We start from the raw sequence: 17,995 nt of genomic DNA, 5'->3' as shown, positions 1-17,995 counted from the left end.
CCTATGGACCATCATTTACTCGCTATCCGGGTGTTCAACCGCGTGGTGGAAACCGGCGGCTTCACCCGCGCCGCCGACTCGCTGCGGATGCCGAAGGCCACCGTCACCAAGCTGATCCAGAGTCTGGAGGATCACCTGCAGACCAAGCTGTTCCAGCGCACCACCCGCAGCGTGTCGGTCACCGCCGAAGGCGAGTGCTATTACCAGCGCACGGTGAAATGGCTGGCGGAGCTGGAACAGATGGAAGGCTGCCTGACCGAATCGCAAAGTTCGCCGCAGGGGGTGCTGCGCATCGACGCCGGCGGCTCGACCGCCCGCCAGCTGCTGCTGCCGGCGCTGCCCGGTTTTTTTGCGCGCTATCCGCAGATACAGATTGATCTGAGCGTCAGCGATCGCATTATCGATCTGATTAGCGACAGCGCCGACTGCGTGATCCGCAGCGGCCCGCTGGCCGACTCCAGCCTGATCGCCCGGCGGCTGTTCGAACTGGACTGGGTCACCTGCGCCACCCCGGCCTACCTGGCGCGTCACGGCACGCCGCACCATCCCTGCTCCCTGGAGCAGGGCTATCCGCTGGCGCACTATCGCCATGCGCTCAACGACCGCATTCATCCGCTGCACTTTGTCGATCGCGGCAAAGAGATCGATATCCAGCAGCGCTATCCGGTCAGCGTCAACGAAGGCAATGCGCTGCTGGCCGCCGGGCTGGCCGGGCTTGGCATTATTCAGACCTTCCGCTTTATGGCGCAGCCGCATCTCGACAGCGGCGAACTGGTCAGCCTGCTGCACGACTGGCAGCCGCCGCCGGAGCAAATGTACGTGGTATATCCCTCCAACCGCCACCTGAGCGGCAAGCTGCGGGCGTTTATCGACTGGGCAGTGGAGACTTTCCAGGGATGAATAACTGATTAACCGTTCGGCACAGAGATGCGCCGCACGTTGTCATCCGCCGGTCTGTGGTATTATCCGCTGCAATACTGTGACTACCCTGCGGACAACCTCTCATGGCCTATATCCCAAAAAACTACGCAAAGCTGGAAACCGGCTACCGCGAAAAAGCGCTGAAACTTTTCCCCTGGGTGTGCGGACGCTGTTCGCGCGAGTTTGTCTATTCCAACCTGCGCGAACTGACGGTGCACCATATCGACCACGACCACAGCAATAATCCGGAGGACGGCAGCAATTGGGAGATGCTGTGCCTGTATTGCCACGATCACGAACACTCCAAATACACCGAAGCCGACCAATACGGCTCCAGCGTGGTGGCCGGTGAAGATGCGCAAAAGGACGTCGGCGTCGCCACGCACAACCCGTTCGCCGATCTGAAAGCGATGATGAAGAAGTGACCCCGAATAGCTTAATAAGCAGTTAACTTATTAAGCTATTAATTTACCAAAACCCCGCCGGCCGCCGATTTCCCAGAGAATTCCTACTTACCCGCTTAGTAAGTTGCCAGCAAAATAAGCTGCGCAGTTAAGCGCATACTCGCTTGGCAAGCCGCCGCAGTTGGGGCATATTGTTCACGAGTTGTCGTTGTTAACCTGTTTAATTATCAACCTGATAAGCGCATTAACTTAATAAGTTACCCGCTTAATAACTTGAGAGATGGCAGCATGATTGTTCTGATTGGCTCGCAGAAAGGTGGCGTAGGGAAGTCGACAAAAGCGGTGAATATCGCCGGATATCTGATCCTCAAGCAGGGAAAGACGGCGATCATCGTCGACGCCGACGACCAAAAATCAATCATGACCTGGTATAACGATCGCCAGAACGTCGACGGCCTGCCGCACATTCCGGTGGTCGCCGCCTCGGGCAAAATCAAGGAAACCCTGCTGGAGCTGGATCGTCACTATGACTACGTGATTGTCGACACCGCCGGCCGCGACAGCGCCGAACTGCGCTCCGGCCTGCTGGCCGCCGACCTGTTCCTCTCCCCGCTGCGCCCTTCGCAGATGGACCTCGACACCATCGGCTACCTGTCGGAAATGTTCTCCACCGCCCAGGAATACAACGAGAAGGTGAAAGGCTATATCGTGCTGAACATGTGCCCGACCAATATCTTCATCAACGAGGCCAACGAAGCGGCGCAGGTGCTGAGCGAGTATCCGGAGTTCACGCTGGTGAGCAACCGCCTGTGCGACCGCAAGATTTATCGCGATGCCTGGGGGGAAGCGATCACCGTGCATGAGGCGCATAACGAAAAAGCGCAGACGGAAATCGAAAGCCTGGTGAAAGAGGTGATCCTGTGAAAAAGCGCACGCCGACCCATCGCATGTCGGAAGACGAGTTCATCAACAGCGCCACCTCGCACACCCTGATCCCCCCCGCCCCGGCGCCCGAAGCCAAACCGGCCGGCCGCAAACGCACCTATAAGGCGATTTCGGTCAGCCTGACCGACAGCCACGTCGAAGCCATCGATGAGGTGATCGTGCAGGCGGCGCGCAACGGCATCGTGCGCATTACCCGCTCCGATATCATCAAGCTGGCGATCGACGGGCTGGCGGACAAAAGCGAAGAACAGCTGCTGCAGCTGCTGAAAAAACTGTAGCCAGCTGCCAGCCTGCCAACTTAATAAGTCGGCAGGCTATGACTGCGCCGCGGACCTCACGGCGGCAAAAAACCATTCCGCCGCAGAATTTCCTGCCCCTGCTCAGCCAAAATAAAGTCGGCCAGCCGCTGCGCCCACACATCCAGCAGGCACAGGCCGTAATCGGCCATCACCGCCAATGGCGGCTCAAACTGCCGCACCGCCAGCGCGGGGTAAGCGGCCAGCGCCGGCGCATAGCTGGCGTAACCGAGAAAAATGTCCGCCAGCCCGCTGTCGATCAGATATTCCGCCGCCAGCCGCCCCGACGGGATCGGCGCAGAATGCTCTCCCCCCACCAACGCCAAAGCCCGAAGACGCAGCGCTTCCCCCTGCCCCGGCTCTCGTCGTTCGATGCGTTCGAACAGCTGCTGCGCGTAATCGCCGGACGGATCGGCGCCCGGCGTCGAGGTGGCGAGCCGCCAGCGCGGATCGCATAACGTCTCGGCCAACGGGCGCTCGGTCAACGGCGGGATATTGCGCACCGTGGCGCACAGCCGGTTGCGGGCAAACACCGTCACCGGCTGCGCCATGCCCAACGCCGCCAAACGCTGCGGATGCGCCAGGTTGGCCGAGGCGAACAGCTGCGGTCGCTCGCCGTTTTCGATGCGCCGGCACAGCAGGCCGGCCGGGGCGAACACCGCCTCCACCGCCGCGCCGCTCTGTGCCTGAAACGCCGCCAACAGCGGCGCAAACGCCAGCCGCAGGCTGCCGGCGGCGTACAGCAGGATATCAGTCATGTTCGCGCTCCCGTAGGCTGCGATACAGCGGCACCAGCGTGGCGTACCGGCGGCCGTCCACCTCCAGCGGCACCCGTTCAATGGCCAACTCAAACAGCGGCGACAGGCATTCCGGCGTCAGCACTTCCGCGCAGGGCCCCAGCCGATAACGCCCTGCGCTGCCCAGCAGCAAGGCGCGGTCGGCCACCGCATGGGCGTGATTGGGTTGATGGGTGGAGAACATCACCGCCATGCCCCGCTCGCGCGCCAGCCGGTCCATCAGGCTCAGCAGCCGATCCTGATAATGCAGGTCCAGCGCCGAGGTCGGTTCATCCAAAATCAGAATTTCGCAACGCATCGCCAACGCGCGGGCGATCAGCGCCAGCTGCCGCTGCCCGCCCGACAGGCTGCCAAATTCGCGCTCGGCCAGGCTCAGCAGATCCAGCGACTGCAGCGCCTCTTTGGCCAGGCGATGATCCTGCGCCGACGGCGAACGAAACAGCCCGACGTGGCGCGCCCGCCCCATCAGCACGATGTCCAGCACCCGGTAGGCAAACGGCGGAGTAAAATGCTGCGGCACAAAGCCGATATCGCCGCCGCGCTCAACCTGCCCCTGCTGCAGCGGCACACCGCCCAGCAACAGCTGCAGCAGCGTGCTCTTGCCGCGCCCGTTGGGGCCCAGCACCGCCAACACCTCGCCGCGCCGCAGTTGCAAGCTCAGTTGCCGAAACAGCGGCTGGCCGCCGGGCCAGGCAAAACCCAGTCCCCTGGCGGTCAATAAGGCTTCAGCCATGCCACCCCCTCAGCTGCGCGCGGCGCAGCAGCAGCGCGAACAGCGGCGCGCCGATCAACGCCGTCAGAATGCCCAACGGGATCTCACTGCTGCTCAGGGTGCGCGCCAGATCGTCGATCAGCAGCATATACAGCGCGCCGAGGCACATTGAGGCCGGCAGCAGGCGGCGGTGATCCGGCCCCACCAGCAGCCGGGCGATATGCGGGATCACCAACCCCACCCAGCCGATGCTGCCGCTCACCGCCACCTGCGCGGCGACGATGGCGGCGCACAGCGTGAGGATCAGCCAGCGGGTACGCTCGACGTTGACCCCCAGCGCCGCGGCGTCCTCATCCCCCAACGACAGCAGGTTGATGCGCCAGCGCAGCGCCAACAGCACGCCGCCGGCCAGCAGCAGCGGCAAAAACAGCGTCAACAGCTTCGGTTTATCGGCGGTGGCGAAGCTGCCGAGCAGCCAGAACACGATGCTCGGCAGCTTCTCTTCGGTGTCGGCCAGGTACTGCAGCAGGCTGACGCAGGCGGAGAAAAAACCGCTGAGGATCACCCCGGCCAGCACCAACGACAAAATATTGCGCCGGGCGATGGCGCTGGTGATGGCGAAAATCAACAGCAACGCCGCCATGCCGAACGCAAAGGCCGACAGCAGCAACGCCGCCATCGGCAGGCTAAGCAAGATGGCCAGGGTGCCGCCGAAGGCCGCGCCGGAAGAGACGCCGATAATGTGCGGATCGACCAGCGGGTTGCGGAACACCCCCTGCAGCGCTGCGCCGCACAGCGCCAGCGCCGCGCCGGCCCCCATCGCCAGCAGCACCCGCGGCACCCGCACGCCGAGGATCACCTGGCGCTGCACCGCATCGACGCCGTGATGCTGGCCGATGAACGGCTCCAGCAGGATAGCCAGGCTGTGCGTCATCGGCACCTGATAGCGGCCGACACCCAGCGACAGCAGCGCGCAGCCCAGCGTCAGCAATACCAGCCAACCGAGCCTCATTACCCGCTCCGGCAACAGCCGGCGCGATAGTATTGGCGATAGTAAGCGTCAATCCGCTGCTGCAGATTGACGTCGCTGAAACGCTGCGGGTAGAGCGTTTTCGCCATCCACAGTTCGCCCAGCGCCATCGCTTCCGGCATCGGGTAACCCCAGGCCTTGGCGTATTCCGGCATCAGATACACCCGGTGATGTTTAACCGCGTCGATCGCCTGCCACTGCGGCGAGCCGAGGATCTGCTTCACGACGTCCGGGTAGCGTTCCTGCACGAAAATCACCGCCGGGTTCCACTTCAGCACGTCCTCGATCGACACCTGCTTAAAACCCTGAATATCCTTCGCCGCCACGTTCAGCGCGCCGGCGTGCTGCATCATCAGCCCGGTATATTTACCGGCGCCGTAGGTGGTGAGACCCGGGTTAGCCATATACACCCGCACCCGCTGGTCCGCCGGCAGGCCGCGTAGCCGATCGGCCACCAGCCCGCGCTGCTGGAACACGTCCTGGATCAGCGCCTCGGCCTGCGGCTGACGCCCCATCACCGTGCCGATCAGGCGAATGCCGTCCTGCAGCCCCAGGCTGTAGGCCCGGTCTTCATCGCTCAGCACCGGGTTCATTTTACCGGCCTGATCGGCCGCCTCGCGGCGCAGTGAAATCGCCACCACCGGAATGCCCGCCCGCTCTATCTGCGCGATCATCTCCGGCGGCGCATAGTTGGCGACAAACACCACCTGCGGATGCAGCCCGATCAGGCTCTCGATGTTGACCGTGGTCAGATCGCCCGGCATCGGCAGGCTCGCCAGACTCGGCGCCAGCCGCAGGTAGTTCGGCCCCAGCTGTTTTTTCCAGCTGCCGAGCACGCCCACCACCTGATCCATCGCGTCGAGCTGCACCAGCAGATTCAGCGTCTGGTGTTGCAGCACCACGGCGCGGGTGATGTGATCGGGCAGCGTGACCCGGCGATTAAGCTGGTCGGTGACCTGGCGATCCGCCAGGGCGGCGGTGGAAAAAAGAAGAAAAACCAGCAGCAGGCGCGGGAGTCGTTTGAACATGGGGGATTACCGGTTGACTAACGTTATATACATAATGATATAGCGATAGGCCGAATGAAACAATCAACCGCCTCCGGCAGCGCACGATAATAAGAAGCGCGACGGCGGCGGTACAGGCCGGGTAACCCGCGATGGATCCCCCCTCTCACCGGCCGGAGAGGGGGAGAGATTTACTTCAGCGTAAAACTTTGCGCCTGCACGTTGTCGGAATCCAGACCGACGAATACGTTGAACTTGCCCGGTTCTGCGCCCCACTTCAGGCTGGCGTTATAGAACTTGAGGTCGTCCTCGGTGACTGGCAGCTCCACCCGTTGCGACTGGCCGGCCTTCAGCATCACCTTTTTGAAATTGCGCAGCTCTTTCACCGGCCGGCTGACCGAGGCGGTCACGTCCTGCAGATACAGCTGCACTACGGCGGCGCCGTCGTATTTGCCGGTGTTTTTCAGCGTAACGCTGGCGGTGATTTTGCCGTTGCGCGCCAGGCTCGGGCTGGAAAGCGTCAGGCCCGACAGGCTGAAGGTGGTGTAGCTCAGGCCGTAGCCAAACGGATACAGCGGGCCGTTCGGCGAGTCAAAGTAACGCGAGGTGTACTTGCCCGGATTTTCTTTGCCGAACGGACGGCCGGTATTCAGGTGATTGTAGTACAACGGGATCTGGCCAACCGAACGCGGGAAGGTCATCGGCAGCTTGCCCGACGGGTTATAGTCGCCGAACAGCACGTCGGCCACCGCGTTGCCGCCCTCGGTGCCGCTGTACCAGGTCTCCAGCATCGCGTCCGCCTGCTGGCTTTCCCAACTGAGCGCCAGCGGCCGGCCGTTCATCAGCACCAGCACCAGCGGCTTGCCGGTGGCCTTCAGCGCGGCGATCAGGTCGCGCTGGCTCTGCGGGATGGTGATATCCGCGCGGCTTGAGGCTTCGTGCGCCATCCCCTGCGACTCGCCCACCACCGCCACCACCACGTCGGCCTTGTTGGCCGCCTGCACCGCTTCGTCGATCATCTGCTGCGGCGGCCGGGTGTCGAACGCCACCGCCGGCTCATACTCGTTCAGATAGTCGATAATGCTTTTGTCCTGCGTGACGTTGGCGCCCTTGGCGTAGAGGATCTGCGCCTTGTCGCCCACCGCGCGCTCCAGCCCTTCGCGCAGGGTGACCGACTGCTTGGCCACCCCGGCGGCCGACCAGCTGCCCATCACGTCGCGCTGGCTATCGGCCATCGGCCCGACCAGCGCAATGGTGGCCTGCTTGCTCAGCGGCAGCGTGTGTTTATCGTTTTTCAGCAACACCAGGGTCTTGCGCGCCACCACCCGCGCTTCGGCGCGATGCAAACGGCTTTCGGCGTTGGTGTCCTGCGGATCGGACCCGACCGGCCCCAGGTGCGTATAAGGATCCTTGAACAGACCCATGTCGTATTTGGTGTTCAACACGTCGCGGCAGGCGCGGTCGATTTCACTCTCCGACACCAGCCCGTCTTTCACCAACCCCGGCAGGTATTTGTCGTAGTACTCGTCGCTCATGCTCATATCGACGCCGGAGGTGATCGCCAGCCGCACCGCATCGCGGGCGTCCTCGGCCACGCCGTGTTTGATCAGCTCCTTGATCGCGCCGTGATCGCTGATGGTGATGCCCTTGAAGCCCCACTGGTCACGCAACAGCTCTTTCAACAGCCACGGGTTGGCGGTGGCCGGAATGCCGTTGATCGAATTGAGCGATACCATTACCCCGCCGCTGCCGGCGTCCACCGCCGCCTTATACGGCGGCAGGTAATCCTGATGCATGCGCAGCGGGCTCATGTCGACGGTGTTGTAATCGCGGCCGCCCTCGGTGGCGCCATACAGCGCGAAGTGTTTGACGCTGGCCATCACCGAGCCGGGTTTGGACGGATCGCCGTTCTGGTAGGCGTCGACCATCACCTTGGCGATTTTAGACACCAGCCAGGTGTCCTCGCCGAAGCCTTCGGATACCCGGCCCCAGCGCGGATCGCGGGTAATGTCGACCATCGGCGCGAAGGTCATGTTGAGGCCGTCGTCGCTGGCCTCCTGCGCCGCCACCCGCCCGCTGAGGGCGATGGCCTCCAGATCGAAGCTGGCCGCCAGCCCGAGGCTGATCGGGAATACCGTACGCTGGCCGTGCACCACGTCGTAGGCGAAGAACAGCGGGATCTTGAGGCGGCTGAGCTGCATCGCCTGATCCTGCATCGCCCGGATGTCGGGCCGGGTGACGGTGTTGAAGATGGCGCCGATCTGCCCCTTGCTGATGCCGTCGCGGATCGCCTCTTTCGGATTATCCGGGCCGACGCTGATCAGCCGCAGCTGGCCGATTTTCTCTTCCAGCGTCATCTGCTTCATCAGGTTGCTGACGAAGACATCGCGCTGCTGGGCGTGAATGCCCTGCGCTATCGGCGTTTCCTGCGCAAAAGCCGGGCTGATGGCCAGACCGGACAACATACTCACCACACAAAGCCATTTCATGTTGTTTTATCTCAGGCGTGTTCCCGCCGCAGAAGGCCGCAGGATGATTAATCAAAGTGAAGAAACAGTTTGCCACACTCTGTTTCATCGCAAAGGGAATTCGTATCGTTAATATTTACAAAGCATTACAGGCGACGGAAAGGGTTTTTCGCTGCCAGGCGCGGCTGTTGGCCGCCTCGTCGCCGAGGAAACTCACCAGCGCGGCTAATGTCGGCGGCAGCACCGCCCGTTCAGGATAGACCAAATAATAGGCCGCGCCGCTGACCACGCTGAGCGGGAACGGCGTGACGATACGCTGCGCCTGGATGTCTTCTTCCAGCAGGCACAGATCGCCGATGGCGATGCCGAACCCCTGCAGGGCGGCGCTCATCGCCAGATCCAGCGTATCGAAGTGCTGCGCCTTGCCGGAGGGCAGCGCGTCGCTCCCCGCCGCCTTCAGCCACATCAGCCAGTCGCGCCGATCGCGCGTCGGGTGCAGCAGGGTTTTGTCCGCCAGATCGGCGGGCAGCGGCGGGCGCGACAAATCCGGCAGATAAGACGGCGTGCAGACCGGGGTGAGAATTTCGTCGAACAGATGATGCGCCGTCAGCTTTTTGCCCGGCGGCCGGCCGAACGCCACCGCGGCGTCGAAATGCTCCGCGCCGAAGTCCAGCCCGTGCGACACCGATGCGGTCAGCTCGATGTGCATTTCCGGCCGTTCGTTCTGCAGCCGGATGATGCGCGGCAGCACCCAGCGCATGGCGCAGGTCGGGCACTTGATGCGCAGCGTGCCCGGCTGCGCCCCGACGCGCTCCAGCGCTTCGTCCAACTGGCCCAGCGCCTGCTGCACCGGCGCCAACAGCATGGCGCCCTGCGGCGTCAGCGTCAGGCCGCGCGCCCGGCGGATGAACAGCGGATAACCCAACCGCTGCTCCAGCCCGAGGATCTGGCGGCTGACCGCCCCCTGCGTCAGGTGCAGCGCCTGGGCGGCATGGGTAAAGTTGAGGCGTTGCGCCACCGCAACGAAGGTTTTCAACACGTCGAGCGACGGCAGCGTCATCGGCATGGCGGGCCTCGATTAGGTATGATTTGAATGCATGGCTAGTATGACAAACTTTCCCTTGTCCGCCTATCCGGCCTGATGCCTAATCGTTCGATACTTCCCTTCCTTGCCTGGAGCCCATCATGCAGAGCGCCTGCTCACATCGCTCAAAGCTGCCGGACGTCGGCACCACCATTTTCACCGTGATCGGCCAGCTCAGCGCCGAACACCAGGCCCTGAACCTGTCGCAGGGCGCGCCCAATTTCGCCTGTGAACCGCAGCTGGTCGAGGCGGTGGCGCAAGCCATGCGTGCAGGTCATAACCAATATGCCCCGATGAGCGGCGTGGCGGCGTTGCGCGCTGCGCTGGCGGCTAAAGTCGAAACATTGTATGGCGCCCGCTACGATGCCGACGAAGAAATCACGGTCATCGCCAGCGCCAGCGAAGGATTGTACTCGGCAATCAGCGCGCTGGTGCACCCGGGCGACGAGGTGATCTACTTCGAGCCGGCGTTCGACAGCTACGCGCCGATTGTCCGGCTGCAGGGCGCTACGCCGGTGGCCATCAAGCTGTCGCTGCAGGATCTGCACATCGACTGGGACGAGGTCGCCGCCGCCATCAACGCCAGGACGCGGATGATCATCGTCAACAGCCCGCACAACCCGACCGGCAGCGTGTTCGACGAGCACGACATCGCCCGCCTGACCGCGCTGACCCGCAATACCGACATCGTGATTTTGTCCGATGAAGTATACGAACACGTGGTGTTCGACGGCGATATCCACCACAGCATGGCGCGTCATCCGCAGCTGGCCGAACGCAGCGTGATCGTGTCGTCGTTCGGCAAGACCTATCACGTCACCGGCTGGCGCGTCGGTTACTGCATGGCGCCGGCGGCGCTGATGGACGAGATCCGCAAGGTGCACCAGTTCATGGTGTTCTCCGCCGATACGCCGATGCAGTACGCCTTCGCCGCGGCGCTGGACAACCCGCAAAGCTATCTGGGGCTGGCCGAGTTTTACCGGCAAAAACGCGATCTGCTGGCCGGCGCGCTGCAAAATTCGCGCTTTGAATTGCTGCCCAGCCGTGGCAGCTTCTTTATGCTGGCCCGCTTTAGCGGTTTCAGCGACGAAAGCGACAACGATTTCGCCGTGCGTTTAATTCGCCAGGCCAAGGTCGCGACTATCCCGCTGTCGGCGTTCTACAGCGACGGCACCGACACCGGCATCATCCGGCTGAGTTTTGCAAAAGATAACGAGACCCTGCGGGAAGGCGCGCGTCGTCTGAGCCAGGTGTAATTTTTGTTTGACCATGGGAAAGGGGCACTGACTATGAAAGCACTGAAAACGCTGATCGCCGCGGGATGCCTGCTGGCCGCCGGCTCCGCGCCGGCGGCGGAAAACACCCTGCGCTTCGGCCTGGAGGCGTTGTACCCGCCGTTTGAATCCAAATCCGCCAGCGGCAAGCTGGAGGGCTTCGATATCGATCTGGGCAACGCGGTATGCGCCGCCGCCCAGTTGAAATGCAGCTGGGTGGAAACCTCGTTCGACAGCCTGATCCCGGCGCTGCAGGCGCGCAAGTTTGACGCCATCAATTCGGCGATGAACGTCACCGACCAGCGTCGCCGGGCGATCGCCTTTACCGATTCAATCTACCAGGTGCCGAACCGGCTGATCGCCAGGGCCGACAGCGGCTTGCTGCCGGACGCCAAATCGCTGGCGGGCAAACGCGTCGGCGTGCTGCAGGGCTCGATTCAGGAGATTTACGCCAAGGCGCACTGGGCGCCGCAGGGCGTGGACGTGGTCTCTTATCAGGACCAGAACCAGGTTTATCTCGATCTGGCCGCCGGGCGCCTCGACGCCACGCTGGTGATGGCGCCGTCGGGCCAAAGCGGCTTCCTGTCGCAGCCGGACGGCAAGGGCTTCGCCTTTGTCGGCGACGCGGTCAGCGACGACAAGATCCTCGGCGAAGGCATCGCCTTCGGCCTGCGCAAAGACGATGCGGCGCTGCAGAAAAAGCTGAATGAGGCGATCGCCAAGGTGAAGCAGCAAGGCACGGTCGCCGCGCTGTCGAAGAAGTATTTTGGCGATATAGACGTGGCGGTGAAATAAAGCACCGGGGTGGAATTTCCGCCCCTGATGCTTTTAGCGTTCGAACACCGAGCTGTGCAGCGCGCGATCTTGCTGATGACGCTCCAGCGCCAGCTCGATCAGACGGGTGATCAGTTCGCCGTAGCCGATGCCGCTGGCGGCCCACAGCTTGGGATACATGCTGATGTTGGTGAAACCCGGCAGCGTGTTGATTTCGTTAATCACCACGTTGTTGTCCGGCGTCAGGAATACGTCGACCCGCGCCAGGCCGAAACACTCCAGCGCCCGGAACGCTTTCAGCGCCACCTCGCGAATTTTATCGCTCACTTCCGGTTCGATGGCCGCCGGCACCACCACCTGAGCGCCCTGCTCGTTGATGTATTTGGTGTCGTAAGAATAGAAAGCGTCGCTCAACACAATCTCGCCGCACAGGCTGGCCTGCGGTTCGTCGTTGCCCAGCACCGCACACTCGATCTCGCGGCCGACGATCGCCGACTCCACCAGCACCTTATGGTCGAAGCCGAACGCCAGCGCCACCGCCGCATCAAAGCCGGCGCGATCCTGCACCTTGCTGACGCCCACCGAGGAGCCCTGATTGGCCGGTTTGATAAACAGCGGCAGGCCCAAACGCTCGCTCAGCTGTTCAAAGCTGAACTTGCCGCGGTTGGCGCGCGTCAGGGTGACGAACGGCGCCACCGCCAGCCCGGCGTCGCGCAGCAGGCGCTTGGTCACGTCCTTGTCCATGCTCACCGCCGACCCCAGCACCCCGGCGCCGACGAACGGCATGTTGGCCATCCGCAGCAGGCCCTGCAACGAGCCGTCCTCACCCAGCGTACCGTGCACGATCGGGAATATCACATCGAGCTGGCCCAGCGGGCCGGCGCTGCCGGCTTCGATCAGCTGCTGTTTTTCCTGGCCCGGGATCAGCGCCACGTTTTTATTCGAGCGGTTCAGCGCGATCAGCGCCGGATCCTCCGCATTCAGCAGATAGTTGGAGGCATCGTTAACGTGCCATTGCCCCTGTTTGTCGATACCCAACAGCGTGACGTCAAACTTCTCTTTGTCGATAGCATCCACAATGTTCTTGGCCGACTGCAGCGACACCTCATGCTCAGCCGATTTACCGCCGAAGATCACCCCAACACGTAGTTTAGTCACGCCTAAAATCCTTCTGAAAAATCATGGCAAAAAAGTCGTTTATCACAATAAACGCATTGCCCGGCGGCGGCAATCGTTGTCACCAGGAATCTTCTTACGCCACGGAATGCCACATCCTCACCATCCAAAACGTATACACTTCGTATATTGTTCGTTTCAGGAGCCGCCGATGGGCATCGTAAAAATTTCAGACGCGCTGCATGACGATCTGCGCCTCGCCAGCCTGACCATGACGCGCTCGATCAACGCGCAGGCGGAGTACTGGATCAAGATAGGCATGCTGGCCGAGTTCCATCCGGAACTGACCTACCCGCAACTGGTGAAAAAAATGATGAAAGATAACGCGCTGACGCTGAAGGAGATTGTCGGGTGAAAGAGATTGTGATCAAAACGCCGGAAGAGATTGCCAAAATGCGTCACTCTGGCGCCCTGTTGGCCAAGGTGTTTGCTATGCTCGATGAGGTGATTGTCGAAGGCATCTCGACCATGGAAATCAACGACCGCGCCGAGGCGTTCATCGTTGATGAGCTGAAATCGCGCCCGTCCAGCAAGGGACAGTACGATTTTCCCTATGTGCTGAACACCTCGATCGACGAAGTGGTGTGTCACGGCATTCCGTCGGTCAGCAAAATCCTGCGTTCGGGCATGATTGTCAACGTCGACATCACGCTGGAAAACGGCGGCTATATCGCCGACTCCAGCAAGATGTACTGCATCGGCCAGGTGACGCCGCTGGCCAAGCGGCTGGTGAACAATGTGTACGAATCGATGTGGCAGGGCATCCGCGCGGTGAAGCCGGGCGCGACGCTGGGCGATATCGGCCACGCCATTCAGCAGCACGCCGAACGGGCCGGCTACGCCATCGTGCGCGAATACTGCGGCCACGGCATCGGCCGTGACATGCACGAAGAGCCGGCGGTGCTGCACTTCGGCCAACCGGGCACCGGCATGGCGCTGCAGGAAGGCATGGTGTTTACCATCGAGCCGATGATCAACCAGGGCGACCGCCGCATCAAGCAGAAGAAAGACGGCTGGACGGTGATCACCCGCGACAAGAAGCTGTCCGCCCAATGGGAGCACACCCTGGCGGTTACCGCCGACGGCGTGGAAATTCTGACGCTGCGCGACGAAGAGCGCCGGGCCGGGTATGCAGAACGTTATTAAACCACTAGCTTAACAAGCTAATAAGCCACTAATTTAGCATTGCCTGCGGCATGCGCATTGCGGCCAGCGCCCTGTGGGCCGCACTGTGCAAGACCCCGGGTATGACAGGGAGATCGGCATGACGCAGTCAGGCAACCAGGCGTTTCTCAACCAGCTCAAAGACATCGTCGGCGGCCCGCAGCTGCTGACCGGCGAACGCAGCACCGAACGTTACCGTAAAGGATTCCGCTCCGGCGAAGGCCAGGCGCTGGCGGTGGTGTTCCCCACCCGCCTGCTGCAGCTGTGGCGCATTCTGGAGGCCTGCGTGGCCGCCGACAAGATTGTCATCATGCAGGCGGCCAACACCGGCCTGACCGAGGGTTCGACGCCCAGCGGCAACGACTATGACCGCGATATCGTCATCGTCAGCACGCTGCGCCTCGACCACGTCCAGGTGCTGGACGACGGCAAACAGGTGGTCGGCTTCCCCGGCAGCACGCTGAATCGGCTGGAAAAGCTGTTGAAACCCTACGGCCGCGAGCCGCATTCGGTGATCGGCTCCTCCTGCATCGGCGCCTCGGTGATCGGCGGCGTGTGCAACAACTCCGGCGGTTCGTTGGTGAAACGCGGCCCGGCCTACACCGAGATGGCGCTGTACGCCCAGCTGGGCGAAGACGGCCAGCTGCGGCTGGTGAACCATCTGGGGATTAAGCTCGGCGATACGCCGGAAGAGATCCTCACCCGGCTGGAAAAAGGCGACTATCGGCCGGAAGACGTCGAGCACGGCGAGCTGCGCGCCTCCGACAACGAATACGCCAGCCGGGTGCGCGACGTCGATGCCGACACCCCTTCCCGCTTCAACGCCGACAAACGCCGCCTGTTTGAGGCCTCCGGCTGCGCCGGCAAGCTGGCGGTGTTTGCCGTGCGGCTCGATACCTTCGAAAAGGAAGGCAAGGAGCAGGTGTTTTATATCGGCACCAACGACACCGCGGTATTGACCGAACTGCGCCGCCATATGCTGAGCAAATTCGAGAACCTGCCGGTCGCCGGCGAGTACATGCACCGCGATATATTCGACATCGCCGAGGTGTACGGCAAAGACACCTTTATGATGATCGACAAGCTCGGCACCGATCAGATGCCGCGCTTCTTTACCCTGAAGGGGCGCATGGACGCCAGCCTGAACAAGCTGCCGCTGCTGCCGCACAACCTGACCGACCGGCTGATGCAGGGGCTGAGCCATTTTGCGCCCAGCCACCTGCCCAAACGCATGAAGGAATACCGCGAGCGCTTCGAACATCACCTGCTGCTGAAGATGGCCGGGCCGGGGGTGGAAGAGGCGCAGCAGTATCTGAGCCGCTACTTCTCGCAGGCTGACGGCGCCTTCTTCGCCTGCACCGCCGACGAGGGCAAGAAGGCGTTCCTGCACCGCTTTGCCGCCGCCGGCGCGGCGGTGCGCTACCATGCGGTGCACGCCGACAAGGTGGAGGATATCCTGGCGCTGGACATCGCCCTGCGCCGCAACGATACCGAGTGGTTCGAAACCCTGCCGCCGGAGATCGACAGCCAGCTGGTGCACAAGCTGTATTACGGCCACTTTATGTGCCACGTGTTCCACCAGGACTACGTGGTGAAAAAAGGCGTCGACAGCCATGCGCTGAAAGAGAAAATGCTCGAAATACTCGATCGTCGCGGCGCCGAATACCCGGCGGAGCATAACGTCGGCCACCTGTACCAGGCCAAGCCGGATCTGCAGGCGTTTTACCGCGCCGCCGACCCGACCAACAGCTTCAACCCCGGCCTCGGCAAAACCAGCAAGCGCAAAGGCTGGGCCGGCAACGCCCGGTAACATCTGCCGGCGGCGTATGCCATACCAGCGGCGACATCGAACCAGCCAAAGAGTGGGCCTCGCGCATTAAGGCCGGTATGGCGTACATCAACTCGCTGACCAACACCGGCCCGGGGCGCGCTGATTTTATGTTGCGCGCCCCGACAAACTTGATTATCTTTAATCCGTTATCCTTTCCCGGCACCCAGGAAAATTCATGATGCAGTTTGCGCACGCTACGGACCCGACAACCGCGACCCTTCCGGCCGCCGTTTCGCCGTGCGCACCCTCCGCCCCACCCGCCGTTTCTTCTGTCGTCTCCGCGGTCGCCGCTTACCCGCCACGCATCGTGGTTGTGCGCTAAGCCAAACCGACCGTTTACTTACCTCCGGCTTACTGTCAATTTTTTGCGCTCGGGCGTAGACCGCCGCGCATGCCGGAGCCTGTAATTTTCACGACAGGTGAAATGAAATGCGATTACCTTCTCACTGGGCCAACGCCGGCCTGGCTACGCTGTTCGTCCTGCTATGGAGCAGCGGCGCGATCTTCTCCCGCTGGGGTCTGGAGCACGCCTCCGCCTTCGCTTTCCTGTTCTTCCGCTGCGCCATCGCGCTGGCGCTGCTGCTGGCCATCGGCCTGTGGCGACGGCAATGGCTGCCCGCCCCCGGCACCCGCTGGCGCGTTGCGCTGATCGGGCTGCTGATGATCGGCAGCTACCAGATTTGCTATCTGCTGGCGCTGGAAAGGGGCATTACCCCCGGGGTGCTGGCCACGCTGCTCGGCGTGCAGCCGATCCTCACCCAGTTCATCACCGAACGGCGCTGCGCCGGGCTGCGCGGCCTCGGCCTGCTGCTGGCGCTGGCCGGGCTGACGCTGGTGGTGTATCAAAGCCTGATGGTGGCTCACTTCTCGCTTATCGGCATGCTGTGCGCCTTTATCGCGCTGGGCTGCATGACCGCCGGCACCCTGTTGCAAAAAGGCATGGCCCAGCCGCCGCTGGCGGTGTTGCCGCTGCAGTACGCCGTCGGGCTGTCGATGTGCGCGCTGGCGCTGCCGTTCGAGCCGCTGCGGGTGGCGTGGCGGCTGGAGTTCGTGCTGCCGCTGCTGTGGATGGCGGTGGTGATTTCGGTGCTGGCGACCTTCCTGCTGTACCGGCTGATCCAGCGCGGCAACCTGGTGCAGGTCACCAGCCTGTTTTATCTGATCCCGGCGGTCACCGCCCTGCTGGATTATCTGCTGCTCGGCCACGCGCTGGCGGCGATGAGCCTGTTGGGCATGGCCGGCATCGTGCTCGGCGTGATGCTGGTGTTCCGCCGGCCTTAAAAAGCAAAAGCCCCTCGCGCCGGCGGCGCGAGGGGCAACAACGAGCTCAGCTTAGAATAACCAGGAACCATACCCCCACAGCAGCACCGTCACCCCGAGCAGAAACTCCAGCAGCAGGATGCCGATGGCGAAGGTCGAGCTGGAGAAGATAAACCCTTCCTTGCTGTCGATATTCAGGAAGTGCGGGATGCCCAGATTGAGCAGATAACCCGAGTAGCACAGGCCGACGATGCCGACGAACAGGCACAGCCACACCACCGGATAAAGCGCCACTACCCCGCTGAGGAACATCGGGGTGGCGACATAGCCGGCAAACACCATGCAGCGATGCAAGCTGGGGCGCGATTCATAACGGCGCGCCATCCAGTGAATGACTTTCCCCATGATCGCCACGCCCGCCAACATCAGCAGGTAAAACGCCACGGCGGTATACAATGCGGTAAACATATCGAGCCGGATCGCATGCCCCTCTCCGGAGAGCCACCCCAGCTGAGTGGTGCCGATAAAGGCGCAGACCACCGGGATCGCCGCCAGTAACAACACGTGATGGGTGTATAGGTGCGAGACGCTTTCGTTCTCGCTTTTAATGTGTTCGAACTCGGTGCTTGGATGCGCCAGCAGTCCCCAAACATGATTAACCATGAGACACCTCCTCCATCGCCGTAGGTCGCGATCGGCGAACGAATTTCACACCTCTGACGGATTGCTGCCCGTACGAGGATTGCGGCCACGGGGCTCTCTCCCCTGCACTAATTATAGTCTTTTGCCGAAAAAACGTGCGGAAAGCCGCGAGACGGCGGCGGTTTGTCTTATAATCCCTCCAGTGAGCAA

General features: G+C 62.3%; 18 protein-coding genes. 10 read left to right on the top strand and 8 right to left on the bottom strand.

Annotated features, from left to right (window positions below; translation table 11 throughout):
* The first annotated feature begins 3 nt into the window (after positions 1-3).
* The 4 genes from CKW09_RS07215 (at position 4) to CKW09_RS07200 (ending at position 2,548) form a co-directional block, all read left to right on the top strand.
* On the top strand, positions 4-900 hold the full coding sequence (locus CKW09_RS07215; RefSeq protein WP_061797720.1) for a LysR family transcriptional regulator: 897 nt from the start codon (positions 4-6) through the stop codon (positions 898-900).
* Between the two features lie 104 nt (positions 901-1,004).
* On the top strand, positions 1,005-1,346 hold the full coding sequence (yajD, locus tag CKW09_RS07210; RefSeq protein WP_061797722.1) for an HNH nuclease YajD: 342 nt from the start codon (positions 1,005-1,007) through the stop codon (positions 1,344-1,346).
* Between the two features lie 267 nt (positions 1,347-1,613).
* The gene (locus CKW09_RS07205) at positions 1,614-2,249 is read left to right on the top strand and encodes an AAA family ATPase (protein ID WP_061797723.1); all 636 of its coding nucleotides are present in this window, start codon (positions 1,614-1,616) and stop codon (positions 2,247-2,249) included.
* Positions 2,246-2,548, top strand: a complete 303-nt coding sequence (locus CKW09_RS07200) for a hypothetical protein (protein WP_061797724.1) — start codon at positions 2,246-2,248, stop codon at positions 2,546-2,548. Before CKW09_RS07205 ends, CKW09_RS07200 begins: the two co-directional genes overlap by 4 nt.
* Positions 2,549-2,604: 56 nt before the next feature.
* Here CKW09_RS07200 and CKW09_RS07195 read toward each other — a convergent pair whose 3' ends face one another.
* The 6 genes from CKW09_RS07195 to CKW09_RS07170 all read right to left on the bottom strand — a co-directional run bounded on the left by CKW09_RS07195 (position 2,605) and on the right by CKW09_RS07170 (position 9,646).
* Positions 2,605-3,324 carry a substrate-binding domain-containing protein gene (locus tag CKW09_RS07195; RefSeq protein ID WP_095096362.1) on the bottom strand — a complete coding sequence of 240 codons (720 nt, stop codon included), beginning with the start codon at positions 3,322-3,324 and terminating at the stop codon, positions 2,605-2,607.
* On the bottom strand, positions 3,317-4,096 hold the full coding sequence (locus CKW09_RS07190; protein ID WP_095096359.1) for an ABC transporter ATP-binding protein: 780 nt from the start codon (positions 4,094-4,096) through the stop codon (positions 3,317-3,319). Before CKW09_RS07190 ends, CKW09_RS07195 begins: the two co-directional genes overlap by 8 nt.
* On the bottom strand, positions 4,089-5,087 hold the full coding sequence (locus CKW09_RS07185; protein ID WP_061797728.1) for a FecCD family ABC transporter permease: 999 nt from the start codon (positions 5,085-5,087) through the stop codon (positions 4,089-4,091). Before CKW09_RS07185 ends, CKW09_RS07190 begins: the two co-directional genes overlap by 8 nt.
* A complete protein-coding gene (locus CKW09_RS07180) occupies positions 5,087-6,133 on the bottom strand; it encodes an ABC transporter substrate-binding protein (protein ID WP_095096356.1) in 1,047 nt (348 codons plus the stop codon). Before CKW09_RS07180 ends, CKW09_RS07185 begins: the two co-directional genes overlap by 1 nt.
* A gap of 170 nt (positions 6,134-6,303) precedes the next feature.
* Positions 6,304-8,601, bottom strand: a complete 2,298-nt coding sequence (gene bglX / locus CKW09_RS07175) for a beta-glucosidase BglX (protein WP_061797733.1) — start codon at positions 8,599-8,601, stop codon at positions 6,304-6,306.
* A 115-nt stretch (positions 8,602-8,716) separates the two neighbouring features.
* A complete protein-coding gene (locus CKW09_RS07170) occupies positions 8,717-9,646 on the bottom strand; it encodes a LysR substrate-binding domain-containing protein (protein WP_061797735.1) in 930 nt (309 codons plus the stop codon).
* A 119-nt stretch (positions 9,647-9,765) separates the two neighbouring features.
* Between CKW09_RS07170 and CKW09_RS07165 the strand changes: the two genes are divergently transcribed.
* Both CKW09_RS07165 and CKW09_RS07160 read left to right on the top strand, forming a co-directional pair.
* Positions 9,766-10,920 carry a methionine aminotransferase gene (locus CKW09_RS07165; RefSeq protein ID WP_095096353.1) on the top strand — a complete coding sequence of 385 codons (1,155 nt, stop codon included), beginning with the start codon at positions 9,766-9,768 and terminating at the stop codon, positions 10,918-10,920.
* Between the two features lie 33 nt (positions 10,921-10,953).
* A complete protein-coding gene (locus tag CKW09_RS07160; RefSeq protein ID WP_061797739.1) occupies positions 10,954-11,733 on the top strand; it encodes an ABC transporter substrate-binding protein in 780 nt (259 codons plus the stop codon).
* Positions 11,734-11,766: 33 nt separating this feature from the next.
* Here CKW09_RS07160 and ddlA read toward each other — a convergent pair whose 3' ends face one another.
* A complete protein-coding gene (gene ddlA, locus CKW09_RS07155; RefSeq protein ID WP_061797741.1) occupies positions 11,767-12,870 on the bottom strand; it encodes a D-alanine--D-alanine ligase in 1,104 nt (367 codons plus the stop codon).
* Positions 12,871-13,039: 169 nt separating this feature from the next.
* On the opposite strand from ddlA, the gene CKW09_RS07150 reads away from it, so the two are divergent.
* From CKW09_RS07150 to CKW09_RS07135, 4 genes are all read left to right on the top strand, one after another.
* On the top strand, positions 13,040-13,243 hold the full coding sequence (locus CKW09_RS07150) for a ParD-like family protein (RefSeq protein WP_006324220.1): 204 nt from the start codon (positions 13,040-13,042) through the stop codon (positions 13,241-13,243).
* A complete protein-coding gene (gene map, locus CKW09_RS07145; RefSeq protein ID WP_061797743.1) occupies positions 13,240-14,034 on the top strand; it encodes a type I methionyl aminopeptidase in 795 nt (264 codons plus the stop codon). The genes CKW09_RS07150 and map overlap by 4 nt, the downstream gene beginning before the upstream one ends.
* Before the next feature lie 118 nt (positions 14,035-14,152).
* Positions 14,153-15,862: a D-lactate dehydrogenase gene (gene dld, locus CKW09_RS07140; RefSeq protein ID WP_061797745.1), complete on the top strand. Its 1,710-nt coding sequence runs from the start codon at positions 14,153-14,155 to the stop codon at positions 15,860-15,862.
* 450 nt (positions 15,863-16,312) lie between these two features.
* Complete coding sequence (locus CKW09_RS07135; RefSeq protein ID WP_061797746.1) at positions 16,313-17,164, top strand: DMT family transporter; 852 nt, start codon at positions 16,313-16,315, stop codon at positions 17,162-17,164.
* Positions 17,165-17,215: 51 nt separating this feature from the next.
* On the opposite strand, the gene CKW09_RS07130 is transcribed toward CKW09_RS07135, so the two are convergent.
* Entirely contained in the window at positions 17,216-17,806 is a 591-nt protein-coding gene (locus CKW09_RS07130) for a Yip1 family protein (RefSeq protein ID WP_061797747.1), read from the bottom strand.
* Positions 17,807-17,995 lie beyond the last annotated feature (189 nt).

The organism is Serratia ficaria (assembly GCF_900187015.1).
Taxonomy (GTDB): Bacteria; Pseudomonadota; Gammaproteobacteria; order Enterobacterales; family Enterobacteriaceae; genus Serratia; species Serratia ficaria.
Note: the sequence above shows the minus strand (reverse complement) of the source record. Positions and strands in the feature narration are given on the sequence as shown.

Coding starts and splice junctions, on each gene's coding strand:
- dld (WP_061797745.1), top strand. CDS start 14,153: ATGACGCAGTCAGGCAACCAGGCGTTTCTCAACCAGCTCAAAGACATC.
- CKW09_RS07205 (WP_061797723.1), top strand. CDS start 1,614: ATGATTGTTCTGATTGGCTCGCAGAAAGGTGGCGTAGGGAAGTCGACA.
- bglX (WP_061797733.1), bottom strand. CDS start 8,601: ATGAAATGGCTTTGTGTGGTGAGTATGTTGTCCGGTCTGGCCATCAGC.
- CKW09_RS07195 (WP_095096362.1), bottom strand. CDS start 3,324: ATGACTGATATCCTGCTGTACGCCGCCGGCAGCCTGCGGCTGGCGTTT.
- CKW09_RS07180 (WP_095096356.1), bottom strand. CDS start 6,133: ATGTTCAAACGACTCCCGCGCCTGCTGCTGGTTTTTCTTCTTTTTTCC.
- CKW09_RS07160 (WP_061797739.1), top strand. CDS start 10,954: ATGAAAGCACTGAAAACGCTGATCGCCGCGGGATGCCTGCTGGCCGCC.
- CKW09_RS07130 (WP_061797747.1), bottom strand. CDS start 17,806: ATGGTTAATCATGTTTGGGGACTGCTGGCGCATCCAAGCACCGAGTTC.
- CKW09_RS07215 (WP_061797720.1), top strand. CDS start 4: ATGGACCATCATTTACTCGCTATCCGGGTGTTCAACCGCGTGGTGGAA.
- CKW09_RS07135 (WP_061797746.1), top strand. CDS start 16,313: ATGCGATTACCTTCTCACTGGGCCAACGCCGGCCTGGCTACGCTGTTC.
- yajD (WP_061797722.1), top strand. CDS start 1,005: ATGGCCTATATCCCAAAAAACTACGCAAAGCTGGAAACCGGCTACCGC.
- CKW09_RS07190 (WP_095096359.1), bottom strand. CDS start 4,096: ATGGCTGAAGCCTTATTGACCGCCAGGGGACTGGGTTTTGCCTGGCCC.
- CKW09_RS07150 (WP_006324220.1), top strand. CDS start 13,040: ATGGGCATCGTAAAAATTTCAGACGCGCTGCATGACGATCTGCGCCTC.
- CKW09_RS07170 (WP_061797735.1), bottom strand. CDS start 9,646: ATGCCGATGACGCTGCCGTCGCTCGACGTGTTGAAAACCTTCGTTGCG.
- CKW09_RS07165 (WP_095096353.1), top strand. CDS start 9,766: ATGCAGAGCGCCTGCTCACATCGCTCAAAGCTGCCGGACGTCGGCACC.
- CKW09_RS07185 (WP_061797728.1), bottom strand. CDS start 5,087: ATGAGGCTCGGTTGGCTGGTATTGCTGACGCTGGGCTGCGCGCTGCTG.